The organism is Pseudomonas sp. AC355, from assembly GCF_979258205.1.
In genome coordinates, this window is the sequence record NZ_OZ409843.1 from 669,197 (window position 1) to 692,987 (window position 23,791).

The window sequence follows — 23,791 nt, forward strand, 5'->3', positions numbered from 1 at the left end:
CTCCATGGTTGCGCTATTAATAGGCCAGCATAGTCAGGCGTTTATGGCACTGTCGAGTCTTGTGAAGGCACTTTGTCATTATTGCCGAGTGGTTGCTGTTTTATCGCCGCGCGATTGTCCAGCCATTGCCGCAGAGCATGCATTAGCAAGGCTATGAACAATGTCAGCAGAATGCCCAGGGTGACGTTGAACAGGCGTACTTGTGGCAGGTGCCAGTCCCTGGCCAGGCTTTCCGCGAGCAGCACGAAGCACACCGTGGTCTGCAGCACGAACAGGCCGTAGTTGTGCGCTTGCAGAGCACGGCTCAGGGTGATCAGCGGCAGCATGATGGCCACCATCATCGGTGGGCTCTGCAGGCTGTTGCCGAACAAAATCAGCAGTCCGGCAGCGCTCAGGCTGGCCATGCTTGCCTGCAGGGCGCGCACCAGGCTGCCCCTGAACTCCAGCTGCAGGGTGGTGACCACCGCCAGAGTCAACCAGTAGCCGCGCTGCAGGTGCGCGAGGTTGACGATCAGGCCGGCCAGCGATACTGCCAGCGTGCAGCCCATCGCGTACAACCACCACTGCTGGCGTGACTGGCGGCGGGCATGGCGGCGCAGCACCTTTATCAGGCTCATCAGGCGCGGCATGTACGGCCACATGCGCAGGCCGTGAACGCCACGCAGGCCGAACGCCAGGAGCATCACCCACAGCCCTCCGAGAATGAACAGCATGGCGATGGCGTAGGGGTTGTTCAGGCTGCTGCTGCCGTATTGGCCTTGCCCCAGGCACAGGCACACAGTGAGGCCGATACCCAGCTTGCCCGCCTCGGTACCGTAACGCTGCAGCCAGGCGAGCAGTAGGCCGAAGGCGGCGAACAGCGACAGGCTGATCAGTGGGTGTGTCGCCGACCAGAAACCCAACCCTGCACTGCAGGCGCCGAGCCCGGTTAGCAGCAGCATGCGCAGCATGCCGAAGCGGTGCAGCGGATTGGCCTGTGCAGCCTGAAAGGCACCGACCGAGGCCCACAGGAAGCCAGGGTGAGCGCTGAACAGCCCCAGCAGCAACGGCAGCGCACAGCCCAACCCGGCCACCACGGCCGGGCCCCAGGCAGGTGGCCCGGCGTGCCAGCTGAACAACTGTCGCAATACCTGGCGCATGCTCAGACGGGGCTCGAGCGACCGGTCATTTCGCGGGCCATTTCGGTAGCATAGCTATCGGTCATGCCGGCAATGAAGTCGATCATCCGCAGGAAGGAGCGGTACAGCGGCCAGTGCGGATCGGGCGCGTTATGGCCGAGCAGGTCGAGGATGCGGCGGTTCTTGAACGACGGCGTACGCCCGCCATGTTGTTCCAGCGCCGCGCCGCAGAAAGCATTGAGGAGAATTTCCAGGGTGGTGTAGGCACCGATCTCGTGGAGGGTTTTGCGTTTGTCCTGAAAGATCTTTTCCCGAGCCATTGCCTTGGCGGCTTGCACGCAATTCTTGGCTGGGCCGTGCATGTGCTCGACCAGGTCGCCTTCCAGGGTACCTGCCAGCAACGCCGACTGCTGCTCGACGAAGGCGTGGGCTGCCGAGTTGGTCAGGTGCTCGATGGCCTTGCCGCGCAGGATCGCCAGCTTGCGTCGACGCGAATCGTTGGGGCCCAGCTGGCGGTAAGTTTCCGGCAGGTCATCGCCGACCAGATCGAGCAGCAGCGACTCCACTTCGGCGTAGTCGAGCAGCTCCATTTCCAGGCCGTCTTCGAGGTCGATCAGGCCGTAACAGATATCGTCTGCGGCCTCCATCAGATAGACCAGGGGGTGACGTGCCCAGCGCTGTTCTTCGAGTTGCGGCAGGCCGAGCTTACTGGCGATCTGCTCGAGCAGCGGCAGCTCGCTCTGGTAGCAACCGAACTTGTGCTTCTTGTAGCCCAGAGCTTCCGCGTGGCGGGACGTCCAGGGGTACTTTAGGTAGGTGCCGAGGGTTGCATAGGTGAGGCGTGTGCCACCATCGAACTGGTGGTACTCCAGTTGGGTGAGTACCCGAAAGCCCTGGGCGTTGCCTTCGAAACTGAGGAAGTCGCCGCGTTCGGCATCGCTCATGGCGTCCAGCCAGCCGCGACCGGCCGCCTGCTGGAACCAGTGGCGAATGGCGTCTTCACCGGAATGGCCAAAAGGCGGGTTGCCGATGTCATGAGCCAGGCAGGACGACTGCACCACCATGCCCAGGTCGCTCGGCTCGCACCAGGAGGGCAGTTCGCTACGCAGTATCTCGCCGACGCGCATGCCCAGGGAACGGCCCACGCAGCTGACTTCCAGCGAGTGGGTCAGACGCGTGTGGATGTGGTCGTTGCTGGACACCGGGTGCACCTGGGTCTTGCGGCCCAGGCGGCGGAAGGCACCGGAGAAGATGATCCGGTCATGATCCTTGTGAAAGGGGCTGCGGCCCAGTTCATCGGCGCTGGGCGACGGTTTGCCAAGACGTTCACGGGTGAGCAGGGTTTGCCAGTCCAAGCGTGCTTCCTTTACCGGAGACGATGGCGCGGCCTTCGTCGGTCAGATGCATGTGGTTTGCCAACGACCCACATGCGAATTGATCGTTAGCTTCCCTGTTCGACGAAGTAACTGCAAGGCTGCATCCACTAAAGTCCATTGGCATCGATATCGACCAGTAACAGCCGGTTGCCGTTGTCGATGAACTGCCCGGCCGTGAGGCAGTACTGGTTGCTGGTCGCATCGCGGTAAGTGCTGGATAGAATCAGGCGGCGCTCTTCCCAACCCTCGGCGAGCAGCTGATAGAAATACGGGCGCCACGACCAGTTATGGCCGATGTAGCGATCATCGGCCTGCCAGGCACCGTCGCGCCACTCCAGGTTGGGCGTGGTCTGTGTGCCATGGCGGTCACATTGGTACAGGCGCAGCAGCCAGGGGTAGGCCACTGGCGCGGCAAGCGCTGCCGGCAGACCGCTTTCCAGATCTTTCTTGAGCACTGCGAACAGCTCGGCGAGTTGTTTGCGTAGGCCCATCAGACGAGCCCTCTCGGCCAATTTCTGCTGCACGTACTGATCGCGCAGCAGTGCGAAACGATCAACGAACGCATCGTTCTCGAAGAACGCCAGTTCGGGCCTGGCAAACAGATAGCCTTGCACGTAGCGGGCTCCGCATTCCAACGCAAAGTCGAGTTCGGCGTTGGTTTCCACACCCTCGGCGATGATCCAGCAGCCGGTTTTTTCGGCCATCATCGCCAGTGCCTTGACCACTTCGCCACTGGGGCCGCCACGGGCTGCTTCCTGGAACAGGCGCATGTCCAGCTTGAGAATGTCGGGTTGCAAGGCCAGCACCCGGTCGAGCTGGGAGTAGCCAGCGCCGAAGTCATCGATGGCGATGCGCGCGCCGGCTTCCCGGTAGCGAGCCACTACGCCAGGCAGGCGCTGGCTTGCGCCACCGAGTTCGGTGATCTCGAAAACCACGCGCTTGGGATCGATACCGCTGCGCTCAAGCTGCTTGAGGCTGGGCAATGCCTGTTCAGGTCGCAAGCGACTGATCCAGCGTGGCGATATGTTCAGGCTCAAGAACCATTGCGATGGCGCGTCGTGAAAACGCATCAGCGCTTGTTCACGCACTTGCCGGTCGAGGCGGCGCAGGGCGGTTGGCGGTGTCTTGGGATCGGCGAACAGCGGCCCTGCCGAGTGCAGGCGACCCTGTGCGTCACGCAGCCTGGCCAGCGCTTCGACGCCAGCAATCTGGCCGGTAGCCGTATCGATAAAGGGTTGGAAGACGGCGAGCGGTTGACCGTCGAGCACCGAGCACATCCTTAGCAAAGAGAACGGTAATGCCGGGGAATATCCGGCTCAAGCCCATGTCGCTAGCAAGAATGTGGCCAGTATCAGGCTTGCTCAGGCTCTTTTGCTGGCTTTTTGCCTTCAGGGTTGGCCGGGCGTTTCCTCAGGTTGGGAAAAGCCTCCAGCGCCATGCGTAGCCAGCGACGCCATTGGCCGCCGCGCATACCGAGCAGGGTCAATGCGAAGGCTCCGCCAGTGATCCAGATTGGTGCGTTGCTGCCTTTGAGTTCCTGGCGCCAGTGATTGCCGAAGTCCTTGGCTTTCTGCAACGGCTGCAGGATGACCATTGTTTCGTGGCGAATTTCCTGACGATGCATTTCCAGGCGCAGGCGCAGCATGGTCTTGCGCAGTTCCTGGGTGGAGGTCTTGCTGCTGGGGCGGGTCATGGCAGCAGTTGCTCCCGATCGCGGGCCAGTTCTTCGAGGCTGGCGCTGAATGGGGCGGGGGCGTTACGCATGCGCTGAACCAGGCTCGACGCACAGGCAAGCAGGCCCAGCGTATAGAAGAGGCAAAGCAGTGAAATCACCAGAATGCGGTGGTTTTCCCAGAATACGATCAGCAGTGCGGCAGACAGGCCGGTGATCAGCAATAGCCCGAACAACACGCACAAGCCAGTCAGGATCAGCAGGGTGACGGTGCGCGCCTGCTGCTCCCGAAACTCTTCGCTGAACAGTGCCACATGGCCCTGAATCAGCCCGAGCAGGGCACCGGCCAGGCGCCGCGGCGAAGGGCCGCGGCTGGGAGGTGCTGCTGTCTGGCTGTCATCCATGTGCTGTCCTGATCAACGTCGGCTAATGAGCATGCCGATCAGTATACCAATGCCGGCGGCTATGCCGATGGTCTGCCATGGGTGGGTCTGCACATAGTCTTCGGTCGCGCCGACTGCAGCCTTACCGCGCAGTACAACGTTCTCTTCGGTGTTCTTCAGCGTCGAACGCGCACGGCCGAGGCTGTCACGGATCTGCGCGCGCAGCTCTTCGGCTTGATCGCCGACCAGGCTGGCCGAGTGCTGCAGCAGGACTTCGGTGTCGCGCACCAAAGCCTGAAACTCTTCGAGCAGCTCTTCTTTATTGGCAGGTGCAGCAGGACGTGAAGGAAGTGGGCGGGCCATGGATCGTTCTCCTGTAGGTGTGATGCGGTGTAAGGGGTTCGAGTAGCTGCCATTGACCAGGTTCAGTCTATCTGTGAATCGCCGGGAATGAAGCAGGCGCGGAAGGCATAAGCATTGCATTGGCGTGGTGCGTTCGTGCCTGAAATGCATGTTTATGGTGCTTGCTCCGCTAGGAAGGCAATGGTCTGGTGCGTACGCAACCAATTGATAATTAATAAATAAGTACTGAAATGACAGCGTCGTTGAGCACCAGGATGGCGCTCGCCTTCAGTTGAGAACGCAGCAAAACGGCTGCTAGTGCCTCTTTGTGGTGCTCTCTGATTGCGCGATGTTCTTTTCTGGTGCTTTTCTCTGCGGAGCCTCTGCCTCGATGGAAAACCTCAACAGTGCCGTGCAAACGCTGATTCACGGCTCCAATACATTGTTCATCCTGATCGGCGCGATCATGGTGCTCGCCATGCACGCCGGCTTCGCTTTTCTGGAAGTGGGCACGGTAAGGCAGAAGAATCAGGTCAACGCTCTGTCGAAGATTCTCTCGGACTTCGCGATCTCCGCCATGGCCTACTTCTTCGTCGGCTACTGGATTGCCTATGGGGTGACCTTTCTGCACCCCGCCAGCGTACTGGTGGAGGGCAATGGTTACGCATTGGTGAAGTTCTTTTTTCTGCTGACCTTCGCGGCGGCGATACCGGCGATCATTTCCGGTGGCATCGCCGAGCGCGCGCGCTTCGGCCCGCAGCTGTGCGCCACGGCACTGATAGTCGCCTTCGTCTATCCATTCTTCGAGGGCATGATCTGGAACGGCAACTTCGGCCTGCAGAGCTGGCTGGAGGCGCAATTTGGCGCGCCATTCCACGACTTTGCCGGTTCGGTGGTGGTGCATGGCGTTGGCGGCTGGCTGGCATTCACCGCGGTGCTGCTGCTCGGGCGTCGGGATGGCCGTTACCGCGATGGCCGCCTGGTCGCTATGGCGCCGTCGAGCATTCCGTTCCTCGCTCTTGGCTCGTGGATACTGATCATCGGCTGGTTCGGCTTCAACGTGATGAGCGCCCAGACCCTGGGCAGCATCAGCGGACTGGTGGCCGTGAACACGCTGATGGCAATGGTCGGCGGCACCCTGGCGGCGCTGATCGTCGGTCGCAACGACCCGGGCTTCCTGCATAACGGCCCGCTGGCCGGCCTGGTGGCGATTTGCGCAGGTTCCGACCTGATGCATCCGGTCGGTGCGCTGGTCACTGGCGCTATTGCCGGCGCGCTGTTCGTCTGGGCGTTTACCGCCACTCAAGTGAAATGGAAGATCGACGATGTGCTCGGCGTCTGGCCGCTGCACGGTTTGTGTGGCGTCTGGGGCGGTATCGCCTGCGGCATCTTCGGGCAGCAGATGTGGGGTGGTCTGGGTGGTGTCAGCCTGGTCAGTCAGTTGCTCGGCAGCGTACTGGGTGTGCTGGTGGCGCTGATTGGCGGCTTCCTGGTATACGGCGCGCTGAAGCTGGTCGTCGGCATTCGTTTGAGCCAGGAGCAGGAGTATTACGGCGCCGATCTGTCGATACACAAGATCGGTGCGGTCAGTCAGGACTGAGCCGCTTGTCGAGTTGCTCGGTAGCTAGCCCTAAACTTTTGCCGCAAGCTGCCGTCAACCTTGCACATGCTCCGTTTCGGTGACTTGCCATGACTGTTTCTCTTCCGCTGTCGACCTCAACGACAGGCCGCTCGCCTCAGATTGGCGGCCAGACCACCATCCGCAACGCGGCCGATGCCCAGGTCGCGCTGTCCAATCGGCTTGCCGAGCGCCTGGGTCTGCCTGCCGGCTCGCTCACCGCCAAGCAGGATGACTTCTCTCCGGAGAAGGTGGCGGATCGCGTGCTCGGGTTCATCGAGCAGCGGCTGAAGAGCGAAGCGGCTGCAGGGGCGAGCCCGGAAAAGCTGCAGAAATTCATGGATCAGGCCCGTTCTGGCGTAGAGAAGGGCTTCGACGAAGCCCGCAAGATTCTCGACGGCATGGGCGTTCTCAAGGGCAAGGTCGCCACTGATATCGACGATACCTACCAGCGCATTCAGCAGGGCTTTGCCGGCCTCGACAAACAGTTCGGCGCAGCGCCAGCCGCTGGTGTCGTGCCGACGTCGAGCGACCGTTTTGCGGCCGTGGCGGAAAGCTTCGAGTTGGATATCACCACCCGAGATGGTGACCGCCTGCGTGTATCGATCGCTCAGGCGTCCGCCGCCTGGTCGCGCACCGAAGGTTCGAGCAGCCAGTCCGGCAGTCTGCAGATCGGTGGTTGGCAGGTGCAGGTCGAGGGTGATCTGGATGATCAGGAAAAAGCCGCCCTGGAGAAGCTGTTCAGCCAGGTGCAGGATCTTTCCAATTCCTTCTATTCCGGTGATGTAGCCGGCGCCTTCGATCGGGCCATGTCACTGGAAATGGACGGCTCGCAACTGGCCTCCATGTCCCTGAAATTGACTCAGACCAGCGTGCGCCAGGCTACCGATACCTACGGCTCGGTGGCCAGCCAGGGTGGGCAACCGGCCAGTGCGGTGAATGGCGCGCTCAACGACTATGCTCAAGGCTTGCTCGACGCACTGCGTACTGCCAATGAGTGGGGCAGCGACGGCAAGGGCCTGCTGCAGGATCTGCTCAAGGGGGGCTTCTCTCTGGACGAGCGTTTCGATAATGCGCGGCTGGACAAGGCCGAGCAGCTCAATGGCCGCCTGCTGGACGGTCTGCAAGGCCTGCTGGGCTCCACGTTGGCGCCGAAAGCGGATGAAGGTGCTGCGAGCGCCTGATACAGAGGAGCGGGGTGGTAGACTGCCACCTTTCTCGCTGCGGAGGCTGACCCATGCTCCCTGAGTGCCAATTGCTGGGAACCATCGGTTGTCATCTTTGTGAGTACGCCGAGGCGGTAGTGATGCCTTTCGTCGAGCGCGGCTTGCTTGTCGAGTTAGTCGATATCGCCGAGCGTGACGACTTGCTGGAGCGCTATGCGCTGTTGATACCTGTGCTGAAACGCACCGATACCGGCGCCGAGTTGACTTGGCCGTTCGATACGCCGCAGGTCGTCGCCTTTCTTGGCTGATCCACCGTCTGCACACAACGAGCCTGACGCATTCGAAGTCTGGCCAGGTTTTGCTTTTTAGAATGACAGGGGAGTTGTATCCATGGGTGTAGTGCTGGGCGATGCGTTATCGCTGCTGCTGTTTCGTTTGCACAGTGGCCGTTTGCTGGGCATCAATCTGCTCAAGGTCAACGAGATCATTCCCTGCCCGCAGTTGACCAAAATGCCCAGTCGGCACCCTCATGTGCGCGGCGTGGCGACGTTGCGTGGTTCGGCGCTGACGGTCATTGATCTGGCGCGAGCAATTGGTGAGCGCGGTGGTAGTGATAGCCAGGACGGCTGTCTGATCGTTACCGAGCTCAGCCGGTCGCGGCAAGGGCTACACGTACAGAGCGTGGAGCGCATCGTGCAATGCTCGACTCGCGATGTGCGCCCGCCGCCCGCTGGCGCTGGCACGCGGGCTTTCATTACCGGAGTGACGCAGATCGACGGCGCTATCGTGCAAATTCTCGACATTGAAAAAGTCTTGCATGAGATCGCACCAGCTCCTCTCGAGGATGTCGCCGATGAGTTGCTCAGCCATGCCGAGCGGCAGCTCTTGCAAGGCCGTCGAGTACTGGTCGTCGATGACTCACAGGTAGCCCTGCAGCAAACGCTGATCACGCTGCGAAAGCTCGACTTGGACTGCCAGGCCGTACGTAGCGCCGCCAGCGCGCTTGAAGTGCTGCGGGCCGCGCAGCAGGAGGGGCAGCCGATCGAGGTGTTGGTCTCGGATATCGAAATGCCGGAAATGGACGGCTACACCCTGGTTCAGCAGATTCGCAAGGACAGTGTGCTTGGCGAGACCTACGTGCTGCTGCATACCTCGCTGGACAGCACCATGAATACCGAGAAGGCCCGCGCAGTGGGGGCCAACGACGTGCTCACCAAGTTCTCCAGCGTCGATCTCAGCAAAGCGCTACTGCGCGCGTTCCAGCGTCTCAACGACTGAATTGCGGCACGCCTATTCGATTCTCTGTTCGCCGGTGAACTGTAGGGTGATCTTGCAGCGCCGGCAGAAGTAGCGACGGCCCTTGGCGACCAGGGCGTGGCGCTGCGCGGAGAACGGAAATTCGCCTTGCGGGCACTGGCAGCGATAGATGAAGCGGCTGACCTGGCGGCGTTTCACGTCATAGCTGTGGCAGCGGTGTGGGGGCAGTTCGTAGACCCCACGCATGATCAGCTGCCATTCCTCGCCGTGGGGCTGAATGCTCAGGCCGAAAAGCTGGTGTGCGACCAGATGCGCCACTTCGTGGGGCACCGTCTGGCGCAGAAAATCTTCCTGGTTTTCACGGTACAGCTGCGGGTTGAAGCGCAGTTTGTTTTCTGTGAGATGAGCCACTCCGGCCTTCTGGCCGCGCAGTTTGAAACTCACTTCGGGGCGTTTGAATGGCTGCTTGAAGAAGGTTTCCGCCTGCTGATAGCAAGCCTCGACGCGGGCGTGGATCTGTTCTGACATGGGGGCATCGGGAAAGGTGATTACGGCGGATTATGCCGCAGTTCATCCTGCCATGCAGCGTTTGCGGGCTGAACGGCAAGTGCCCTCAGCGGTAATAACGCTGCAGTGTCTCCATGGCGTGGTTGATGCTCTGCAACTGCTGCGTGCTGCCGCCGCGATCCGGGTGATGGATGCTGACCAGCTGTCGGTAGCGCTGCCTGATGAAAGACAGGTCGAGATCACCGCTGTGCGCATCCAGCTCGAGAACGGCGAGGGCGGATTGTTTTTCCTCGCCGCCCTGCAGGCGTACCCAAAACGCGCCAAGCAGTTTCTGCACATCGTCGGCATCGGTATCGCGCAGATGAGTCAGGTCGAGGTAGTACTCGCGCAACGGATCCTTTTCGCTCAATGCGCTTTCGCCCGCCTGATACGGCAGCAGCCGAATGCACAGCGGGCTGATCTGCAGCAAGGCACATTGTTCGGCAGCCAACTGGTCGCGCAGCCGATAAAGCGTATGGAACAGCAGAAAGTGGCTGCGAAACAACTCCAGGGTATCCGTGGGCAGGCGCTCTTCGGCGCCTTGCCAGCGATTCAGGCGCAGCAGCAGCTCGTATTCCGAAAGCCCTTCGGGCGCGGTCTGGAGCAATTCGAGCAGTCGTGTGTTGGGGGCGTTTTCTTCGTTCATTGGCTCACCTTAGCCGAAGGAATATCGCCTTGCACAATCGGGCGCCACGCCAATCGGCGACGGTTGGCCGTTTTGTGGCTGGGGTATGCCTGGTTTTCTGGGTAAAATGCGCGGCTTCAGTACTTCTACCGGATTTCCGCGCGCCATGGGCACCCTCTCGGTCAATCAGAACAAGCTGCAAAAACGCCTGCGTCGTCAGGCCGGCGAAGCCATTGCCGATTTCAACATGATCGAGGAGGGCGACAAGGTGATGGTCTGCCTGTCCGGTGGCAAGGACAGCTACACCATGCTCGATATCCTGCTTTATCTGCAGAAGGTCGCGCCCATTCACTTCGAGATCGTCGCGGTGAATATGGACCAGAAGCAGCCAGGCTTCCCCGAGCACGTGCTGCCGGCCTATCTGGAGTCCATCGGTGTGCCGTACCACATCGTCGAGAAGGACACTTACTCGGTGGTCAAGGAGAAGATCCCGGAAGGCAAGACCACCTGCTCGCTGTGTTCGCGCCTGCGCCGCGGCACCCTGTACACCTTCGCCGACGAGATCGGCGCGACCAAGATGGCCCTCGGTCACCACCGTGACGACATCCTCGAGACCTTCTTCCTCAACATGTTCTATGGCGGCACGCTCAAGGCCATGCCGCCCAAACTGCGTGCCGATGACGGGCGCAATGTGGTGATTCGCCCGCTGGCCTATTGCAACGAGGCCGATATCGAGGCCTATAGCAATCTCAAGGAATTCCCGATCATTCCGTGCAACCTTTGCGGCTCCCAGGAAAACCTGCAGCGTCAGGTGGTCAAGGAGATGCTCCAGGACTGGGAGCGCAAATCGCCGGGTCGCACGGAAATCATGTTCCGTGCCCTGCAAAATGTGGTGCCGTCGCAACTTGCCGATCGCAATCTGTTCGACTTCACCAGCCTGAAAATCGATGAGCAGGCCACGCCGCGCTTTCTTAACGTGATGAACCTGTAAGAGTCCAAGCCATGTACAAGGCCATGCTGGTGATGTTCTGTCTGTTGCTGAGTGGCTGCGGTGGCGGTAGCGAGCAGGGCCATCTGACGCTTGAACTGGGTGGTAAGGCCATGCGTTTCGATTCGCGGCTGGTGGCCCAGTTGGCCGAGAGCCGAGAGCATCTTGTCATTGGCGGTCGTCTGGACGATGGGGCCATGAGCGACAGTTACGATTTCGAATTGTGGGCGCTGGGCGGTGAGATCAAGCCAGGTACTTACAGCCTGTCAGGCTCCAGGCTGGTCAGTCGTTATGCCGTACAGCATGAGGACGGCACAGAAATCTGGTCGGCGCTCAGTCATGATGATGGCGCCACGTTCGACCTCAGGATCGACGGCATCGACGACTGGGGCGTGCGCGGCAGCTTCGACGGTCGCCTCAAGCGCCTCGGCGGCGAAGGTTTCATCGAGGTGAGCGAGGGTCGCTTCGCTGCACCGTTCAAACTCCAGTAGATCCGAAGGCAAACGATGCACGATTACCGATGGATGCATGAATACTGCGTGAACCGCTTCGGCTCGCTGGAAGCCCTCGAGGCGCGCCTGCCGCAACCGGCTTCTGACAAGAAGCTCCGTGCTCTAAGCGATGATCGCTACCTGTCGATCATGAGCCTGCGCATCTTCCGGGCGGGTCTCAAACACAGCCTGGTGGACGCCAAGTGGCCGGCCTTCGAAGAAGTGTTCTTCGGTTTCGATCCGGAAAAGGTCGTGCTGATGGGCGGCGAACGCCTCGAGCGTCTGATGCAGGACGCTCGCCTGATCCGCCACCTGGGCAAGCTCAAGAGCGTACCCCGTAACGCGCAGTTCATTCTCGACGTGGAGCGTGGCGCGTTGAGCGGGCCGGCTGCCGCTGCGAAAACCATCACCCCGCGCCCCGGCTTTGCCTTTGGCGCACTGATCGCCGATTGGCCGGTGACCGATATCGTCGGGCTCTGGCACTGGTTGGCCAAGCAGGGTACTCAGCTCGGCGGCCTTTCTGCATCGCGCTTTCTGCGTATGGTTGGCAAAGACACCTTTATTCCTTCCGATGACATGGTCGCAGCGCTCAAGGCTCAGAAGATTGTCGACAAGGTACCAAGCAGTCAGCGCGACCGCGCTGCGGTTCAAGCTGCCTTCAATCAGTGGCATGCGGAAAGTGGTCGGCCCATGTGCCAGCTGTCAGTGATGTTGGCTCATACGGTCAACCACTGATGCATCCCCATCTGCCGCGCCTCGCTTCAGCCGTCGCTGCCGCGCAGAGGATTTTGATCATCACCGGAGCAGGCCTGTCTGCCGACTCCGGGTTGCCCACCTACCGCGGCCTCGGTGGTCTGTACAACGGCCACACCGCAGAGGGCGTACCGATCGAAGTGGCGCTATCTGGCGACATGCTGCGCCGCGACCCGGCGCTGTGCTGGAAGTACCTGGCACAGCTCGGCACCGCCTGCCTGGCCGCCCAGCCAAACGCCGGTCACAAGGCGATTGCCGAGTTGCAGGCCTTGAAGCCTGAATGTTGGGTGCTCACTCAGAACATCGACGGTTACCACCGCCTGGCTGGCAGTCCGGCAGATCGACTGATCGAAATTCACGGTGAGTTGGCGCCGCTGCATTGCCAGAGTTGTGGCGGCGTGGACGAGGGACTCGTCAAGCATCTGCAACAACCGTTGCCGCCTCTGTGCGGCAGTTGCGGTGGTGTGCTGCGCCCGCCGGTGACGCTTTTCGGTGAGATGCTGCCGGAGGAGGCCGTCGGTCGTCTGTATACGCAGTTGGAGAAAGGGTTCGATCTGGTGATCAGCGTCGGCACCAGCGCAAGCTTCCCTTATATAGTCGAGCCGCTGCTGCGCACTCGCCAGTCTGGTGGGGTGACGGTGGAGGTCAATTTGTCGCAAAGCGAGGTTAGCGATCTGGTTGACTTCAGGCTGGAAGAAAGGGCCTTAGATGTTTTTCCGGAACTACTGAGTCACATTAATCGTCATAGAATTTGCATATGGCCCCGTTAGAGGGCATAGTCGCGGCTGTTCATTTTTCATGCCACGGTCGTGCCCATGCGCAAAAGCTTCGCACCCCTCGTGCCTCTCGCACTGACGATGGTTCTCGCCGCCTGCGCTAACCATGCTCCGCAATCCCATAACGATGCCCCAGCCCAGGCTTCTTTGCCTGCCCGGCCGGTAGTCGCAGCGCCTGTTCTGGATCGGATCGATGTCGTTGAAGACGATGCAGCCGCTGATTTTGCCGGCCACGCACCGTACGAGCTGCCACAGCTTGCAGACAGTGTTCTCGAAAAAGGCCTCTCGCTGATCGGTACCCGCTACCGGTTCGGGGGCAGCTCGGTGAAAACCGGTTTCGATTGCAGCGGTTTTATTGGTTACCTGTTCCGTGAAGAGCTTGGCATGGAGCTGCCGCGCTCGACGCGCGACATGATCAACATCGACGCGCCGCTGGTCGAGCGCAAGGCGCTGGAGCCCGGTGATCTGGTGTTCTTCAGCACGGCAGGTCGTGGCCGCGTCAGCCATGCCGGTATCTATCTGGGCGATGATCAGTTCATCCATTCCTCCAGCAGCCGCAGCGGTGGCGTGAGGATCGATAGCCTGGATGACCGCTACTGGAAACGTACCTTCATCGAAGCCAAGCGTGTCCTGGCGATGGCGCCGACCGAGCACCTGGCGTCTCAGCATTGAGGTGGTAAATGTCCGATCTGCACAGATCGGGCAACATCTTGATAGTTTTCAAGCGGCTGCAGCATAAAGCTAAAGCTTGCACTGCAGTTGTGAACGGAGCAGAGTAGGGCGCATTCAGGCTCCGGGATCGTCCGTCCATGACTGCCACCATTCGCATCGCCCTCTTGCTGCTCACAGCACTGCTCAGTGCGTGCTCCAGTCGTGCACCCGTACCTGCTCCGCAACCCGTTGTCGTAGCACCTGTACCTGGTAATTATCAGGGGGGCGCTGACGATGTACTGTTTCGTGCATTGGGCCTTGTCGGCACGCCTTACCGCTACGGCGGCAATACCCCAGCCAGCGGTTTCGATTGCAGCGGCTTGATCGGTTACGTCTACCGTGATGCGGCGGGCATCCAGTTGCCGCGGTCGACGCGCGAACTGATCAGCATGCGCGCGCCGACCGTAGGGCGTGATGCCCTGCGCAGTGGTGATCTGGTGTTCTTTGCCACCAGTGGCGGCCGCCAGGTTAGCCATGCTGGCATCTACGTCGGCGAAGGACGCTTCGTGCATGCACCGTCCTCGGGCGGCACCGTGCGCTTGGACAGCCTCGCCAACAGCTACTGGCAGCGTACCTATATCGAAGCGAAGCGGGTTTTTCCGGTCGAGTTGGCTAGTCATCCCTGAGTCTTCGATTGACGCTGAGGCGGCCAATCCTTACCCTTCGCCGCTTGCTTCAGGTGTCCTCGGTTTTGGCCGAGGGTGAAACTGGGAAGTCGGTGCGCCGCTGCTCCAGCAAGCAGGCAATGCCGACGCTGCCCCCGCAACGGTAAACGAGCCAAGCCACGCTTTCAGCCACTGTATCGCCGATACGGGAAGGCTGCGTCGGTGGCCGCATTCTGATGAACGCGGCGCTCGCAAGCCCGGAGACCGGCCTGTCGCTTTTTCCAGAGTTGCGCGGTGGGCGCGGCCGGTGCGTGATCGATCCGGTCAGCTCCTGCCTACTCCTGTGTGATTCCTTTATCGTCCGGCATGAACCCGGTTTCCTGCCCGAGCGCTTCACCTGCGTGCGCCGATTGGCCCTGCGCTGAGGAGATCCCATGAGCGAATCGACCCCATCCCCAAGCCGAGAATCAGCAGAGCGCGACGCGCGGCACAACGCCCGTATGGCTCGCAAGAAAGCCCTGATGGACGAGAAGATCGCCCAGGCTCAGGACGAGTATGGCCTGTTGCTGGTGCACAGCGGCAATGGCAAGGGCAAGAGTAGCTCCGCGTTCGGCATGGTTGCCCGGGCGCTGGGACATGGTCTCAAGGTCGGCGTGGTGCAGTTCATCAAGGGCGGCATGGCCACCGGCGAAGAGCATTTCTTCCGCCGCTTTCCCGATGAGGTCAGCTATCACGTGATGGGCGAGGGCTACACCTGGGATACCCAGAATCGGCAGCGCGATATCGAGAAAGCCGTGCAGGCCTGGGAGGTCGCCCGGCAACTGCTGAACGACCCGCAGATCGCCTTGGTGGTGCTGGATGAATTGAACATCGCCCTCAAGCACGGTTATCTGGATGTGGACGTGGTGCTGCGTGATATCGAATCGCGCCCCGAGCTTCAGCACGTTGTCGCGACCGGCCGTGGCGCGCCGCCAGCGCTGCTTGAAGCAGCCGATACCGTCACCGAGATGACGCTCGTCAAGCATGCCTTCAAGTCTGGCGTAAAAGCACAAAAAGGCGTGGAGTTTTGATCGTTACAGCGTCTGCATCCGATGCGGGTGAGCGCACGCCGCGTCACTGTCCTGCACTGTTGATCGCGGCTCCAGCCTCGGGGCAGGGTAAAACCACCGTCACTGCGGCCCTGGCACGCCTGCACACCCGGCAGGGGAAGCGGGTGCGGGTGTTCAAGTGCGGGCCTGATTTTCTCGACCCGATGATCCTCTCCCGTGCCAGTGGCAATCCGGTCTATCAGCTGGACTTGTGGATGGTCGGCGAGGACGAGAGCCGTCGCTTGTTGTGGGAGGCTGCTGGCGAGGCCGATCTGATTCTCATCGAAGGCGTGATGGGCCTGTTCGACGGCTCGCCATCCGCCGCCGACCTCGCGCGCCGATTTGGCGTACCAGTGTTGGGCGTGATCGATGGCTCCGCCATGGCCCAGACCTTCGGCGCACTGGCCGTCGGTCTTGCTAGCTATCAGCCGGATCTGCCGTTCTCCGGCGTGCTTGGCAACCGCGTCAATCCCGGGCGTCACAACGATCTGATCCGCGATAGCCTGCCGGCTTCGATCCGCTGGTACGGCTCGCTGCCGCGCAGCGCCGCCATTGAATTGCCGAGCCGCCACCTGGGCCTGGTGCAGGCAGCCGAGCTCGCCGACCTCGATGTGCGCCTGGATACCGCTGCCGATGCGCTGGCTCAGACCGCGACGGTAACCCTGCCGCCACCTGTGACCTTCGCCGCCCCGCCGATTGCAGCGCCGTTGCCGCTGCTGGAGGGCGTACGCATCGGCGTAGCCCGCGATGCATCCTTCGCGTTCACCTATCAGGCCAACCTCGATCTGCTGGAGCGGATGGGCGCGACCCTGACGTTCTTCAGCCCGCTGACCGATGAAAGCCTGCCCGAGGTGGACAGCCTTTATCTGCCCGGTGGTTATCCCGAGCTGAATCTGCAGGCGCTGGCCGCGAACCGTTCGATGATCGAGGCCATCACCGCTCATCAGCAAGCCGGCAAGCCTATCCTCGCCGAGTGCGGTGGCATGCTTTACCTGCTCGACTCGCTGAGCGACGTGGCAGGCGAACGGGCGGAGTTAGCAGGGTTGGTGCCTGGCCATGCACAGATGCAGAAGCGCCTGGTCGCCCTCGCGCTGCAGGCCGTAACGCTGCCTGAGGGGCTGTTGCGGGGTCACAGCTACCACCATTCGCGGCTCGAGTCCGAGTTGGAGCCACTGGCTCGTGGCGAGTGCCCCAATGACAAACCGGTCAGCGAAGCAGTGTTCCGTCTCGGTCGGCTTACCGCGTCCTATATCCACTTCTATATGCCATCCAATCCTGCGGCCGCAGCGGCATTGTTTCGACCATGAGCGACCACGCCTTCAGTCCTGAGGAGCGCGCCGCGGTCTATCGGGCTATCGCCGAACGCCGCGATATGCGCCATTTCAGTGGTGGTGAGGTAGCGCCCGAAGTGCTCGCGAAGCTACTCGAGGCGGCGCATCAGGCACCCAGTGTGGGGTTGATGCAACCTTGGCGCTTCATCCGCATCACCCGGCCGGCGCTACGTGAAGACATCTATCAGTTGGTCGAGGCCGAGCGTCGGCTGACCGCCGAGGCCCTGGGCGAGCGCTCCGACGAATTCATGCGGCTCAAAGTCGAGGGCGTTCGTGAGTGCGCCGAGGTGCTGGTCGCGGCGCTGATGGACGGCCGTGAATCCCATGTATTCGGCCGCCGTACCTTGCCGGAAATGGATATGGCGTCGTTGTCCTGCGCCATTCAGAATCTGTGGCTCGCCGCCAGAGCCGAGGGGTTGGGTATGGGCTGGGTGTCGCTGTTCGATCCTCTGGCATTGGCCGAACTGCTGGGCATGCCAGCCGGCAGCAAACCGGTGGCGGTGCTGTGCCTGGGGCCGGTGCAGGCGTTCTACCCGGTACCGATGCTGGCCCAGGAGGGCTGGGCCGAGGTGCGGCCATTGAGTGAATTGCTGTTTGAGGATCGCTGGGCATCATATGGCGGGGAGACACATGAATAGCGCAGCACCTTTATGAGCCTGATCCTCAGTGCGGCCGCTGGTGTGGCGCTGGATGCCGCGCTCGGTGAGCCGAAGCGCTGGCATCCGCTGGTGGGCTTCGGCAAGCTGGCCAATCGTCTGGAGCAACGCTTCAACCCGTCCGGTGGTGGCTGGCGCAGCCATGGCGTGAGCGCCTGGTGCCTGGCGGTATTACCGCTCACTCTGCTGACTGTGCTGCTGGTGCAGTTGCCCTGGGTCGGCTGGCTGGTGCAGATCATCGCCCTGTATGCGGCGCTTGGTCTGCGCAGCCTCGACCAGCACGCTCAGCCCGTGGCCCAGGCGCTGCGCCTTGGCGATCTGCCCTTGGCCCGCCAGCGGGTCGGCTATATGGTCAGCCGCCGCACCGATGACCTGGACGCCACCGGCGTAGCCCGTGCCGGCACCGAGTCGGTGCTGGAAAACGGCAGTGACGCGGTGTTCGCCGCGCTGTTCTGGTTTCTTGTCGCTGGCGCCCCCGGTGTGGTTCTGTATCGCCTGAGCAATACCCTGGATGCCATGTGGGGCTACCGCAACGAACGCTTCGAGCGCTTCGGCTGGGCCGCTGCGAAGATCGATGACCTACTCAACTACGTGCCGGCGCGTCTGGTCGCGTTGACTTACGCGTTACTCGGCCGCACCAGCACGGCGATGCGTTGCTGGCAGAGTCAGGCGCCGCAGTGGGACAGCCCCAACGCCGGGCCGGTGATGGCCGCTGGTGCCGGTGCGCTGGGCGTCAGTCTCGGCGGTGCGGCTGTCTATCATGGCGAGCTGCACCAGCGACCCGAGCTTGGCGAAGGGCCGCAGCCCCAGGCGCGGGATATCGAACGGGCGATGAATCTGGTTTGGGGTGGCGTGCTTTTATGGCTGCTGCTGATGCTGATCGTGGGGGTGTGCGTTGCTTGAGCATGGCGGACGTTTGCGGCGAGCGGCTCTTCAGTACGACATTCCCCTGAGCGACTGGCTGGACGTCTCGACTGGCGTGGCGCCTTACGGATTCGCACTGCCAGCGATTCCGCAGCAGGCCTGGGTGCGTTTGCCCGAACTGGATGATGGGTTGGAAGCTGCTGCCTGCGCCTACTACGGCGTCGATCGGCTGCTGCCGGTGGCTGGCTCTCAGGCGGCCATCCAGTGCCTGCCGCGACTGCGGCGTGAAGCGCGCGTGGGCATCGTCTCGCCGGCCTATGCAGAGCATGCGGCGGCCTGGCAGCGCGAAGGACACCGGGTGCTGGAACTCAGCGAAGCGAGCGTCAACCGGGCGCTGGAGCGGCTCGATGTGCTCTTGCTGGTCAACCCCAACAACCCTACCGGTCGGCGATTTTCACCGCAGCAACTGTTCGCCTGGCATGAGCGCCTAGCCGAGCGAGGCGGTTGGCTGATCGTTGACGAAGCCTTCATCGACTGTACCCCGGAGCAGAGCCTGGCGGCTCACAGCCACCTGCCAGGCTTGATCGTATTGCGCTCGTTCGGCAAGTTTTTCGGCATGGCAGGTGCCCGGCTGGGTTTCGTGCTGGCCGACACCAAGCTGCTCGGTGAGCTAGAAGAGATGCTTGGCCCCTGGACGATAAGTGGGCCGACGCGCTGGTTGGGAACCCATCTGCTCGAAGATCACGCTGGCCAGCAGGCGCAGCGGCAGCGCTTGGCCAGTGACGGTCAGCGCCTGGCCGACCTGCTGCGCGAGCATGGCCTGCCAGCCACTGGCGGCTGCGCGCTGTTCCAGTGGATCGCCTGCGAGCGGGCTGGTGTGCTGCACGAGTTTCTGGCCTGTAACGGCATTCTCACCCGGCTGTTCGAGCGGCCAGCCAGCATCCGTTTCGGCCTGCCGCCGGACGAACAGGGTTGGCAGCGTCTGGCCCGCGCACTGAGTGTATTCGCCGAGGAGTCGAGATGAGCCGTTCTGAACCAGGCACCGCTCTTATTCAGCAGGGCGCTACTTTAATGGTGCAAGGCACTACGTCGGATGCCGGCAAGAGCACCCTGGTTACCGCGCTGTGCCGCTGGCTGCACCGTCAGGGCGTCAGCGTGGTGCCGTTCAAGCCGCAGAACATGGCACTCAACAGTGCGGTAACCGCCGACGGCGGCGAGATCGGCCGCGCCCAGGCGGTGCAAGCCCAGGCCTGCGGTCTGGCGCCGCATACCGACATGAATCCGGTGCTGCTCAAACCCAACAGCGACACCGGCGCTCAGGTGATCATCCATGGCCAGGCCGTCGGCAACATGAATGCCGTGGCCTACCACGATTACAAACAAGTCGCCCGCCAGGCGGTGCTGGCCTCCCATCAGCGCCTGCAGGCGACGCATCAGGTGGTGATGGTGGAGGGGGCCGGTTCGCCTGCGGAGATCAATCTACGGGCCAACGACATCGCCAACATGGGCTTTGCCGAGGCGGTCGACTGTCCGGTGATTCTGATCGCCGATATCGACAAGGGCGGCGTTTTCGCCCATCTGATTGGTACCTTGGAATTGTTATCACCCAGTGAGCAGGCGCGTCTCCAGGGCTTCGTGATCAATCGCTTTCGCGGCGATATCGCCTTGCTGCAGCCCGGCCTGGACTGGCTCGAGAAACGCACCGGCAAGCCGGTGCTTGGCGTGCTGCCCTATCTGATGGATTTCCATCTGGAGGCCGAAGACGCCATTGACCGTCGCCAGGTGAGCAAGGCCGAACAGGTGCTCAAAGTGGTGGTTCCGGTGCTGCCACGCATCAGCAATCACACCGATTTCGACCCGCTGCGCCTGCACCCTCAGGTCGAACTGACCTTCGTCGGCCCTGGCGAAGCGATCCCGCCCGCCGACCTGATCATTCTGCCCGGCTCCAAGAGCGTACGCGCCGACCTGGCTTTCCTGCGTAGCCAGGGCTGGGCCGAGGCCATCGACCGGCATCTGCGTTATGGCGGGAAGCTGCTTGGCATCTGCGGCGGGCTGCAGATGCTCGGGCGCCGTGTCGAGGATCCCGACGGCCTCGAAGGGCTCGCCGGCGTTAGCGAGGGCCTGGGACTTTTGCAGATCGACACGGTGCTGGAGCCTCACAAGCAACTGCGTAATGTGCTTGGGCGTCTATGCCTGGAGGATGCCCCTATCAGCGGTTACGAGATTCATGCCGGCGTGACCTCGGGCGCCGATCTGCAGCGTGCCGCCGTTCAGCTTGATGACGGTCGCGCAGACGGTGCTCTGAGTGCCGATGGCCAAGTCATGGGCACCTATCTGCATGGCCTGTTCGAGTCCTCGGCAGCTTGCTCGGCACTGCTGCGCTGGGCCGGCCTGGGCGATGTGCAGGTGGTGGATTATCACGCCCTGCGTGAACGCGATATCGAGCGCCTGGCCGATCTGGTCGATGCGCATCTGGATCGCTCGGCGCTGCTTTCTCTGTGTGGCCTGGCGGCCCCTGTGGAGACCGAATAGATGCAGGAATTGATTCTCGGCGGCGCCCGTTCCGGCAAGAGCCGACTGGCCGAGCGCCTGGCCCACGAGTCGGGCCTCGAGGTGATTTACATCGCCACCAGCCAGGCGCTCGATGGCGAGATGAGCAGCCGTATCCGGTCACATCGCGATCGCCGCCCGGCGCACTGGGGGCTGGTCGAAGAGCCGCTGGAGCTGGCCCGGATACTTGGCGAGCAGGCATCGGCACAGCGCTGCCTGCTGGTCGATTGCCTGACCCTGTGGCTGACCAACCTGTTGCTGCTGGAAGATGACGCACGCCTGGTGCGCGAGCGCGACGCGCTGTTGGCCTGCCTGGCGAACCTGCCGGGGCGGTTGATTCTGGTCAGCAATGAAACCGGGCTCGGCGTGGTGCCGATGGGCGAGTTGACCCGTCGTTATGTCGATGAAGCCGGCCTGCTGCACCAGGCCATCGCCGAACGCTGCCAGCGGGTGGTGTTCACGGTCGCTGGCCTGCCGATGATTCTCAAGGGAGATCCGTTATGAACCTCGACTGGTGGCTCAACCCCACTCAGCCTATCGATCAGGTTGCGCGCGACAAAGCTGAGGCGCGGCAGGGGCAGTTGACCAAGCCGGCCGGTTCGCTCGGCGAGCTGGAGCGCCTGGCGATTCGCCTGGCCGGGCTGCAGGGCCGTGAGTGCCCGGGTATCGACAAGGTGTGGATCGCCATTTTCGCCGGCGATCACGGCGTCGTGGCTGAAGGTGTCTCGGCATACCCACAGGCGGTCACGGGCCAGATGCTGCGCAACTTCGTCGGTGGTGGCGCAGCGATCAGCGTGCTGGCCCGGCAATTGGGTGCATCGCTGGAAGTGACTGATCTGGGCACCGCGCTGCCCCTCGAACCGCTGCCAGGCGTGCGTCATCTGCAGGTCGGCGCCGGCACCGCCAATCTCATGCGTGAAGCGGCGATGACTCCGGCCCAGACGCTGATCGCCCTGCAGGCCGGACGCGACAGCGTCGTCCGCGCTGCAGGGGATGGTCGTGAGCTGTTTATCGGCGGTGAGATGGGCATTGGCAATACCTCCGCGGCCACGGCGCTAGCCTGCCTGTTGCTAGATTGCCCTGTAGCCGAGCTGGTGGGGCCGGGTACCGGGCTCGCCGCTGCCGGCGTGGCCCACAAGGCGCAGGTGATCGAGACGGCCCTGGCGCTGCACCGTGCAGCCGCCAGCGAGCCGATGGAAGCCCTGCGTCGCCTGGGCGGCTTCGAGATCGCTGCGCTTACCGGCGCCTATCTGGCGTGCGCCCAGCAGGGCGTGGTGGCGCTGGTCGACGGCTTCATTTGCAGCGTCGCCGCATTGCTGGCGGTGCGCCTGAACCCGGCGTGCCGCGACTGGCTGCTGTTTTCCCATCAGAGCGCCGAGCCGGGCCATCAGCGCCTGCTCGCCGCATTGCAGGCCACGCCGATAGTCAGCCTGGGCCTGCGCTTGGGTGAGGGCAGCGGGGCTGCTCTGGTGGTGCCAATGCTGCGCTTGGCCTGTGCGCTACACAATGAGATGGCCACTTTCGCCGAGGCGGCGGTGGCGGATCGCGCGCCGTGATCCTGCATCTCTTGCGCCATGGCGAAACCGAACAGGGCGGCGGCTTGCGCGGCAGCCTGGACGACGCACTGACCGACGCTGGCTGGGCGCAACTGCGGGCTGCGGTACGGGCCGATGAACACTGGGATGCGCTGATCAGCTCGCCGCTGCAGCGCTGCGCACGCTTTGCCGAGGAACTGGCCGCCGCCCGCGATCTGCCGTTGCAGTTCGAGGCCGGTTTGCAGGAGCTGCATTTCGGCGATTGGGAAGGACGTAGCGCCGCCCAGTTGATGGAAACCGATGCCGAGGATCTGGGGTGCTTCTGGGCCGATCCCTACGCCTTCACGCCACCCGGCGGCGAGCCGCTGTTCGCCTTCGAGGCGCGGGTGCTGGATGCGTTGCGGCGTCTGCAAGACGCTTATCAGGGGCAGCAGTTGCTGGTGGTCACCCATGGCGGGGTGATGCGTCTGTTGCTGGCGCGGGCGCGTGGGTTGCCCCGTGAACAATTGCTGCAGGTCAGCGTGGCCCACGGTCAGCGAGTACACCTGCAGATCGATGGTCACGGCTTGCGGGAAATACCATGACACCTTTCTGGATCGCGCTGCAGTTTCTCACTCGCCTGCCGGTACGCCTGGCCGGCGTACCCACGCCTGAGCAGACGGGGCGCTCGCTGCTTTGCTATCCGCTGGTTGGTGTGGTGATCGGCCTGCTGCTGCTCGGCGCCGCGCATCTGCTCGACGCTGCGCCCGTGCCACTGCAGGCGGCGCTGCTGCTGAGCCTCTGGGTCGCGCTGACCGGTGCATTGCATCTGGATGGCCTGGCCGACAGCGCCGATGCCTGGATGGGCGGTTTCGGGGATCGCGAGCGCACCCTGACGATCATGAAGGATCCACGTAGTGGGCCGATCGCCGTGGTGGTGCTGATGTTGCTGCTGCTGCTCAAGTTCGTTGCCTTGCTGACCCTCCTCGAACGGGGTGATCATTTCGCGTTGCTGCTGGTTCCGGTGCTCGGGCGTGGTGCCTTGCTGGCCCTGTTTCTGTGGACGCCCTATGTCCGCGCGGGCGGACTCGGCGAGGCGCTTGCTAATCATCTACCGAGGTCGACCGCCATCGCCGTGCTGGCAGTGACGTCGCTTGCCTGTCTGCTGTTCGGTGGTATCTGGGTGATGCTGGCGGCGGTGGCAATTTTCTTCTGCATGCGGCGCATGATGCAGCAGCGCCTGGGCGGCACCACAGGCGACACCGCCGGGGCCTTGCTGGAAGTGCTCGAGTGCGGCGCTCTGCTGGCCATGGCCCTGCAAGTCACCAGCTAACCAGCTATCCCGTAGCCTGGGTCGAGCG

General features: G+C 62.5%; 28 protein-coding genes and 1 riboswitch. Of the genes, 20 read left to right on the forward strand and 8 right to left on the reverse strand.

Annotated features, from left to right (window positions below; translation table 11 throughout):
- Window positions 1-41 precede the first annotated feature (41 nt).
- The 6 genes from ACZ0AI_RS03175 to ACZ0AI_RS03200 all read right to left on the reverse strand — a co-directional run bounded on the left by ACZ0AI_RS03175 (window position 42) and on the right by ACZ0AI_RS03200 (window position 4,912).
- On the reverse strand, window positions 42-1,139 hold the full coding sequence (locus tag ACZ0AI_RS03175) for an FUSC family protein (protein WP_463564531.1): 1,098 nt from the start codon (window positions 1,137-1,139) through the stop codon (window positions 42-44).
- A gap of 2 nt (window positions 1,140-1,141) precedes the next feature.
- Window positions 1,142-2,473 carry a deoxyguanosinetriphosphate triphosphohydrolase gene (locus ACZ0AI_RS03180; protein WP_463564532.1) on the reverse strand — a complete coding sequence of 444 codons (1,332 nt, stop codon included), beginning with the start codon at window positions 2,471-2,473 and terminating at the stop codon, window positions 1,142-1,144.
- A 128-nt stretch (window positions 2,474-2,601) separates the two neighbouring features.
- Entirely contained in the window at window positions 2,602-3,762 is a 1,161-nt protein-coding gene (locus tag ACZ0AI_RS03185) for an EAL domain-containing protein (RefSeq protein ID WP_463564533.1), read from the reverse strand.
- A gap of 83 nt (window positions 3,763-3,845) precedes the next feature.
- Window positions 3,846-4,187: a hypothetical protein gene (locus ACZ0AI_RS03190; RefSeq protein WP_463564534.1), complete on the reverse strand. Its 342-nt coding sequence runs from the start codon at window positions 4,185-4,187 to the stop codon at window positions 3,846-3,848.
- Window positions 4,184-4,570, reverse strand: coding sequence for a phage holin family protein (locus ACZ0AI_RS03195; protein WP_463564535.1), 387 nt, complete (start codon window positions 4,568-4,570; stop codon window positions 4,184-4,186). The genes ACZ0AI_RS03190 and ACZ0AI_RS03195 overlap by 4 nt, the downstream gene beginning before the upstream one ends.
- 12 nt (window positions 4,571-4,582) lie before the next feature.
- Window positions 4,583-4,912, reverse strand: coding sequence for an ElaB/YgaM/YqjD family protein (locus tag ACZ0AI_RS03200; RefSeq protein WP_042555727.1), 330 nt, complete (start codon window positions 4,910-4,912; stop codon window positions 4,583-4,585).
- A gap of 370 nt (window positions 4,913-5,282) precedes the next feature.
- On the opposite strand from ACZ0AI_RS03200, the gene ACZ0AI_RS03205 reads away from it, so the two are divergent.
- The 4 genes from ACZ0AI_RS03205 (at window position 5,283) to ACZ0AI_RS03220 (ending at window position 8,953) form a co-directional block, all read left to right on the forward strand.
- Entirely contained in the window at window positions 5,283-6,491 is a 1,209-nt protein-coding gene (locus ACZ0AI_RS03205; protein ID WP_225831659.1) for an ammonium transporter, read from the forward strand.
- Window positions 6,492-6,580: 89 nt separating this feature from the next.
- Entirely contained in the window at window positions 6,581-7,693 is a 1,113-nt protein-coding gene (locus ACZ0AI_RS03210) for a DUF5610 domain-containing protein (RefSeq protein WP_463564536.1), read from the forward strand.
- Window positions 7,694-7,746: 53 nt separating this feature from the next.
- Window positions 7,747-7,983: a glutaredoxin family protein gene (locus tag ACZ0AI_RS03215; RefSeq protein WP_463564537.1), complete on the forward strand. Its 237-nt coding sequence runs from the start codon at window positions 7,747-7,749 to the stop codon at window positions 7,981-7,983.
- An 82-nt stretch (window positions 7,984-8,065) separates the two neighbouring features.
- Window positions 8,066-8,953, forward strand: a complete 888-nt coding sequence (locus tag ACZ0AI_RS03220; protein WP_225831665.1) for a chemotaxis protein CheV — start codon at window positions 8,066-8,068, stop codon at window positions 8,951-8,953.
- Between the two features lie 12 nt (window positions 8,954-8,965).
- Here the strand turns inward: ACZ0AI_RS03220 and ACZ0AI_RS03225 are convergent, their stop codons facing one another.
- Window positions 8,966-9,460, reverse strand: a complete 495-nt coding sequence (locus tag ACZ0AI_RS03225) for a SprT family zinc-dependent metalloprotease (protein ID WP_225831667.1) — start codon at window positions 9,458-9,460, stop codon at window positions 8,966-8,968.
- Between the two features lie 85 nt (window positions 9,461-9,545).
- Complete coding sequence (locus tag ACZ0AI_RS03230; protein ID WP_463564538.1) at window positions 9,546-10,124, reverse strand: DNA-J related domain-containing protein; 579 nt, start codon at window positions 10,122-10,124, stop codon at window positions 9,546-9,548.
- 145 nt (window positions 10,125-10,269) lie between these two features.
- Here ACZ0AI_RS03230 and ttcA point away from each other — a divergent pair, with 145 nt between their 5' ends.
- The 16 genes from ttcA (at window position 10,270) to ACZ0AI_RS03310 (ending at window position 23,763) form a co-directional block, all read left to right on the forward strand.
- Entirely contained in the window at window positions 10,270-11,094 is an 825-nt protein-coding gene (gene ttcA / locus ACZ0AI_RS03235; protein ID WP_463566042.1) for a tRNA 2-thiocytidine(32) synthetase TtcA, read from the forward strand.
- Between the two features lie 11 nt (window positions 11,095-11,105).
- Window positions 11,106-11,582 (forward strand): hypothetical protein, encoded by a 477-nt coding sequence (locus ACZ0AI_RS03240; RefSeq protein ID WP_463564539.1) that lies wholly within the window; start codon window positions 11,106-11,108, stop codon window positions 11,580-11,582.
- Window positions 11,583-11,597: 15 nt separating this feature from the next.
- Window positions 11,598-12,317 (forward strand): DNA-3-methyladenine glycosylase I, encoded by a 720-nt coding sequence (locus tag ACZ0AI_RS03245; RefSeq protein ID WP_463564540.1) that lies wholly within the window; start codon window positions 11,598-11,600, stop codon window positions 12,315-12,317.
- Window positions 12,317-13,105: an NAD-dependent deacylase gene (locus tag ACZ0AI_RS03250; RefSeq protein ID WP_463564541.1), complete on the forward strand. Its 789-nt coding sequence runs from the start codon at window positions 12,317-12,319 to the stop codon at window positions 13,103-13,105. The genes ACZ0AI_RS03245 and ACZ0AI_RS03250 overlap by 1 nt, the downstream gene beginning before the upstream one ends.
- Window positions 13,106-13,150: 45 nt before the next feature.
- Window positions 13,151-13,783 carry a C40 family peptidase gene (locus ACZ0AI_RS03255; protein WP_463564542.1) on the forward strand — a complete coding sequence of 211 codons (633 nt, stop codon included), beginning with the start codon at window positions 13,151-13,153 and terminating at the stop codon, window positions 13,781-13,783.
- Between the two features lie 137 nt (window positions 13,784-13,920).
- Entirely contained in the window at window positions 13,921-14,448 is a 528-nt protein-coding gene (locus tag ACZ0AI_RS03260) for a C40 family peptidase (RefSeq protein WP_225831677.1), read from the forward strand.
- A gap of 34 nt (window positions 14,449-14,482) precedes the next feature.
- Window positions 14,483-14,714: riboswitch (cobalamin riboswitch) on the forward strand.
- 147 nt (window positions 14,715-14,861) lie between these two features.
- Window positions 14,862-15,497, forward strand: a complete 636-nt coding sequence (gene cobO, locus ACZ0AI_RS03265; protein WP_463564543.1) for a cob(I)yrinic acid a,c-diamide adenosyltransferase — start codon at window positions 14,862-14,864, stop codon at window positions 15,495-15,497.
- Window positions 15,497-16,822 carry a cobyrinate a,c-diamide synthase gene (locus ACZ0AI_RS03270; RefSeq protein WP_463566043.1) on the forward strand — a complete coding sequence of 442 codons (1,326 nt, stop codon included), beginning with the start codon at window positions 15,497-15,499 and terminating at the stop codon, window positions 16,820-16,822. Before cobO ends, ACZ0AI_RS03270 begins: the two co-directional genes overlap by 1 nt.
- Complete coding sequence (gene bluB, locus ACZ0AI_RS03275) at window positions 16,819-17,484, forward strand: 5,6-dimethylbenzimidazole synthase (RefSeq protein ID WP_463564544.1); 666 nt, start codon at window positions 16,819-16,821, stop codon at window positions 17,482-17,484. Before ACZ0AI_RS03270 ends, bluB begins: the two co-directional genes overlap by 4 nt.
- A gap of 12 nt (window positions 17,485-17,496) precedes the next feature.
- On the forward strand, window positions 17,497-18,405 hold the full coding sequence (gene cbiB, locus ACZ0AI_RS03280; RefSeq protein ID WP_463564545.1) for an adenosylcobinamide-phosphate synthase CbiB: 909 nt from the start codon (window positions 17,497-17,499) through the stop codon (window positions 18,403-18,405).
- Entirely contained in the window at window positions 18,398-19,390 is a 993-nt protein-coding gene (cobD, locus tag ACZ0AI_RS03285; RefSeq protein ID WP_463564546.1) for a threonine-phosphate decarboxylase CobD, read from the forward strand. Before cbiB ends, cobD begins: the two co-directional genes overlap by 8 nt.
- Window positions 19,387-20,898 (forward strand): cobyric acid synthase, encoded by a 1,512-nt coding sequence (locus ACZ0AI_RS03290; RefSeq protein WP_463564547.1) that lies wholly within the window; start codon window positions 19,387-19,389, stop codon window positions 20,896-20,898. The genes cobD and ACZ0AI_RS03290 overlap by 4 nt, the downstream gene beginning before the upstream one ends.
- On the forward strand, window positions 20,899-21,420 hold the full coding sequence (cobU, locus tag ACZ0AI_RS03295) for a bifunctional adenosylcobinamide kinase/adenosylcobinamide-phosphate guanylyltransferase (protein ID WP_225831687.1): 522 nt from the start codon (window positions 20,899-20,901) through the stop codon (window positions 21,418-21,420). It begins immediately after the preceding gene.
- Entirely contained in the window at window positions 21,417-22,472 is a 1,056-nt protein-coding gene (gene cobT, locus ACZ0AI_RS03300; protein WP_463564548.1) for a nicotinate-nucleotide--dimethylbenzimidazole phosphoribosyltransferase, read from the forward strand. The genes cobU and cobT overlap by 4 nt, the downstream gene beginning before the upstream one ends.
- A complete protein-coding gene (gene cobC, locus ACZ0AI_RS03305; RefSeq protein WP_463564549.1) occupies window positions 22,469-23,035 on the forward strand; it encodes an alpha-ribazole phosphatase family protein in 567 nt (188 codons plus the stop codon). Before cobT ends, cobC begins: the two co-directional genes overlap by 4 nt.
- Complete coding sequence (locus tag ACZ0AI_RS03310) at window positions 23,032-23,763, forward strand: adenosylcobinamide-GDP ribazoletransferase (protein ID WP_463564550.1); 732 nt, start codon at window positions 23,032-23,034, stop codon at window positions 23,761-23,763. The genes cobC and ACZ0AI_RS03310 overlap by 4 nt, the downstream gene beginning before the upstream one ends.
- The last annotated feature ends 28 nt before the right edge of the window (window positions 23,764-23,791 follow it).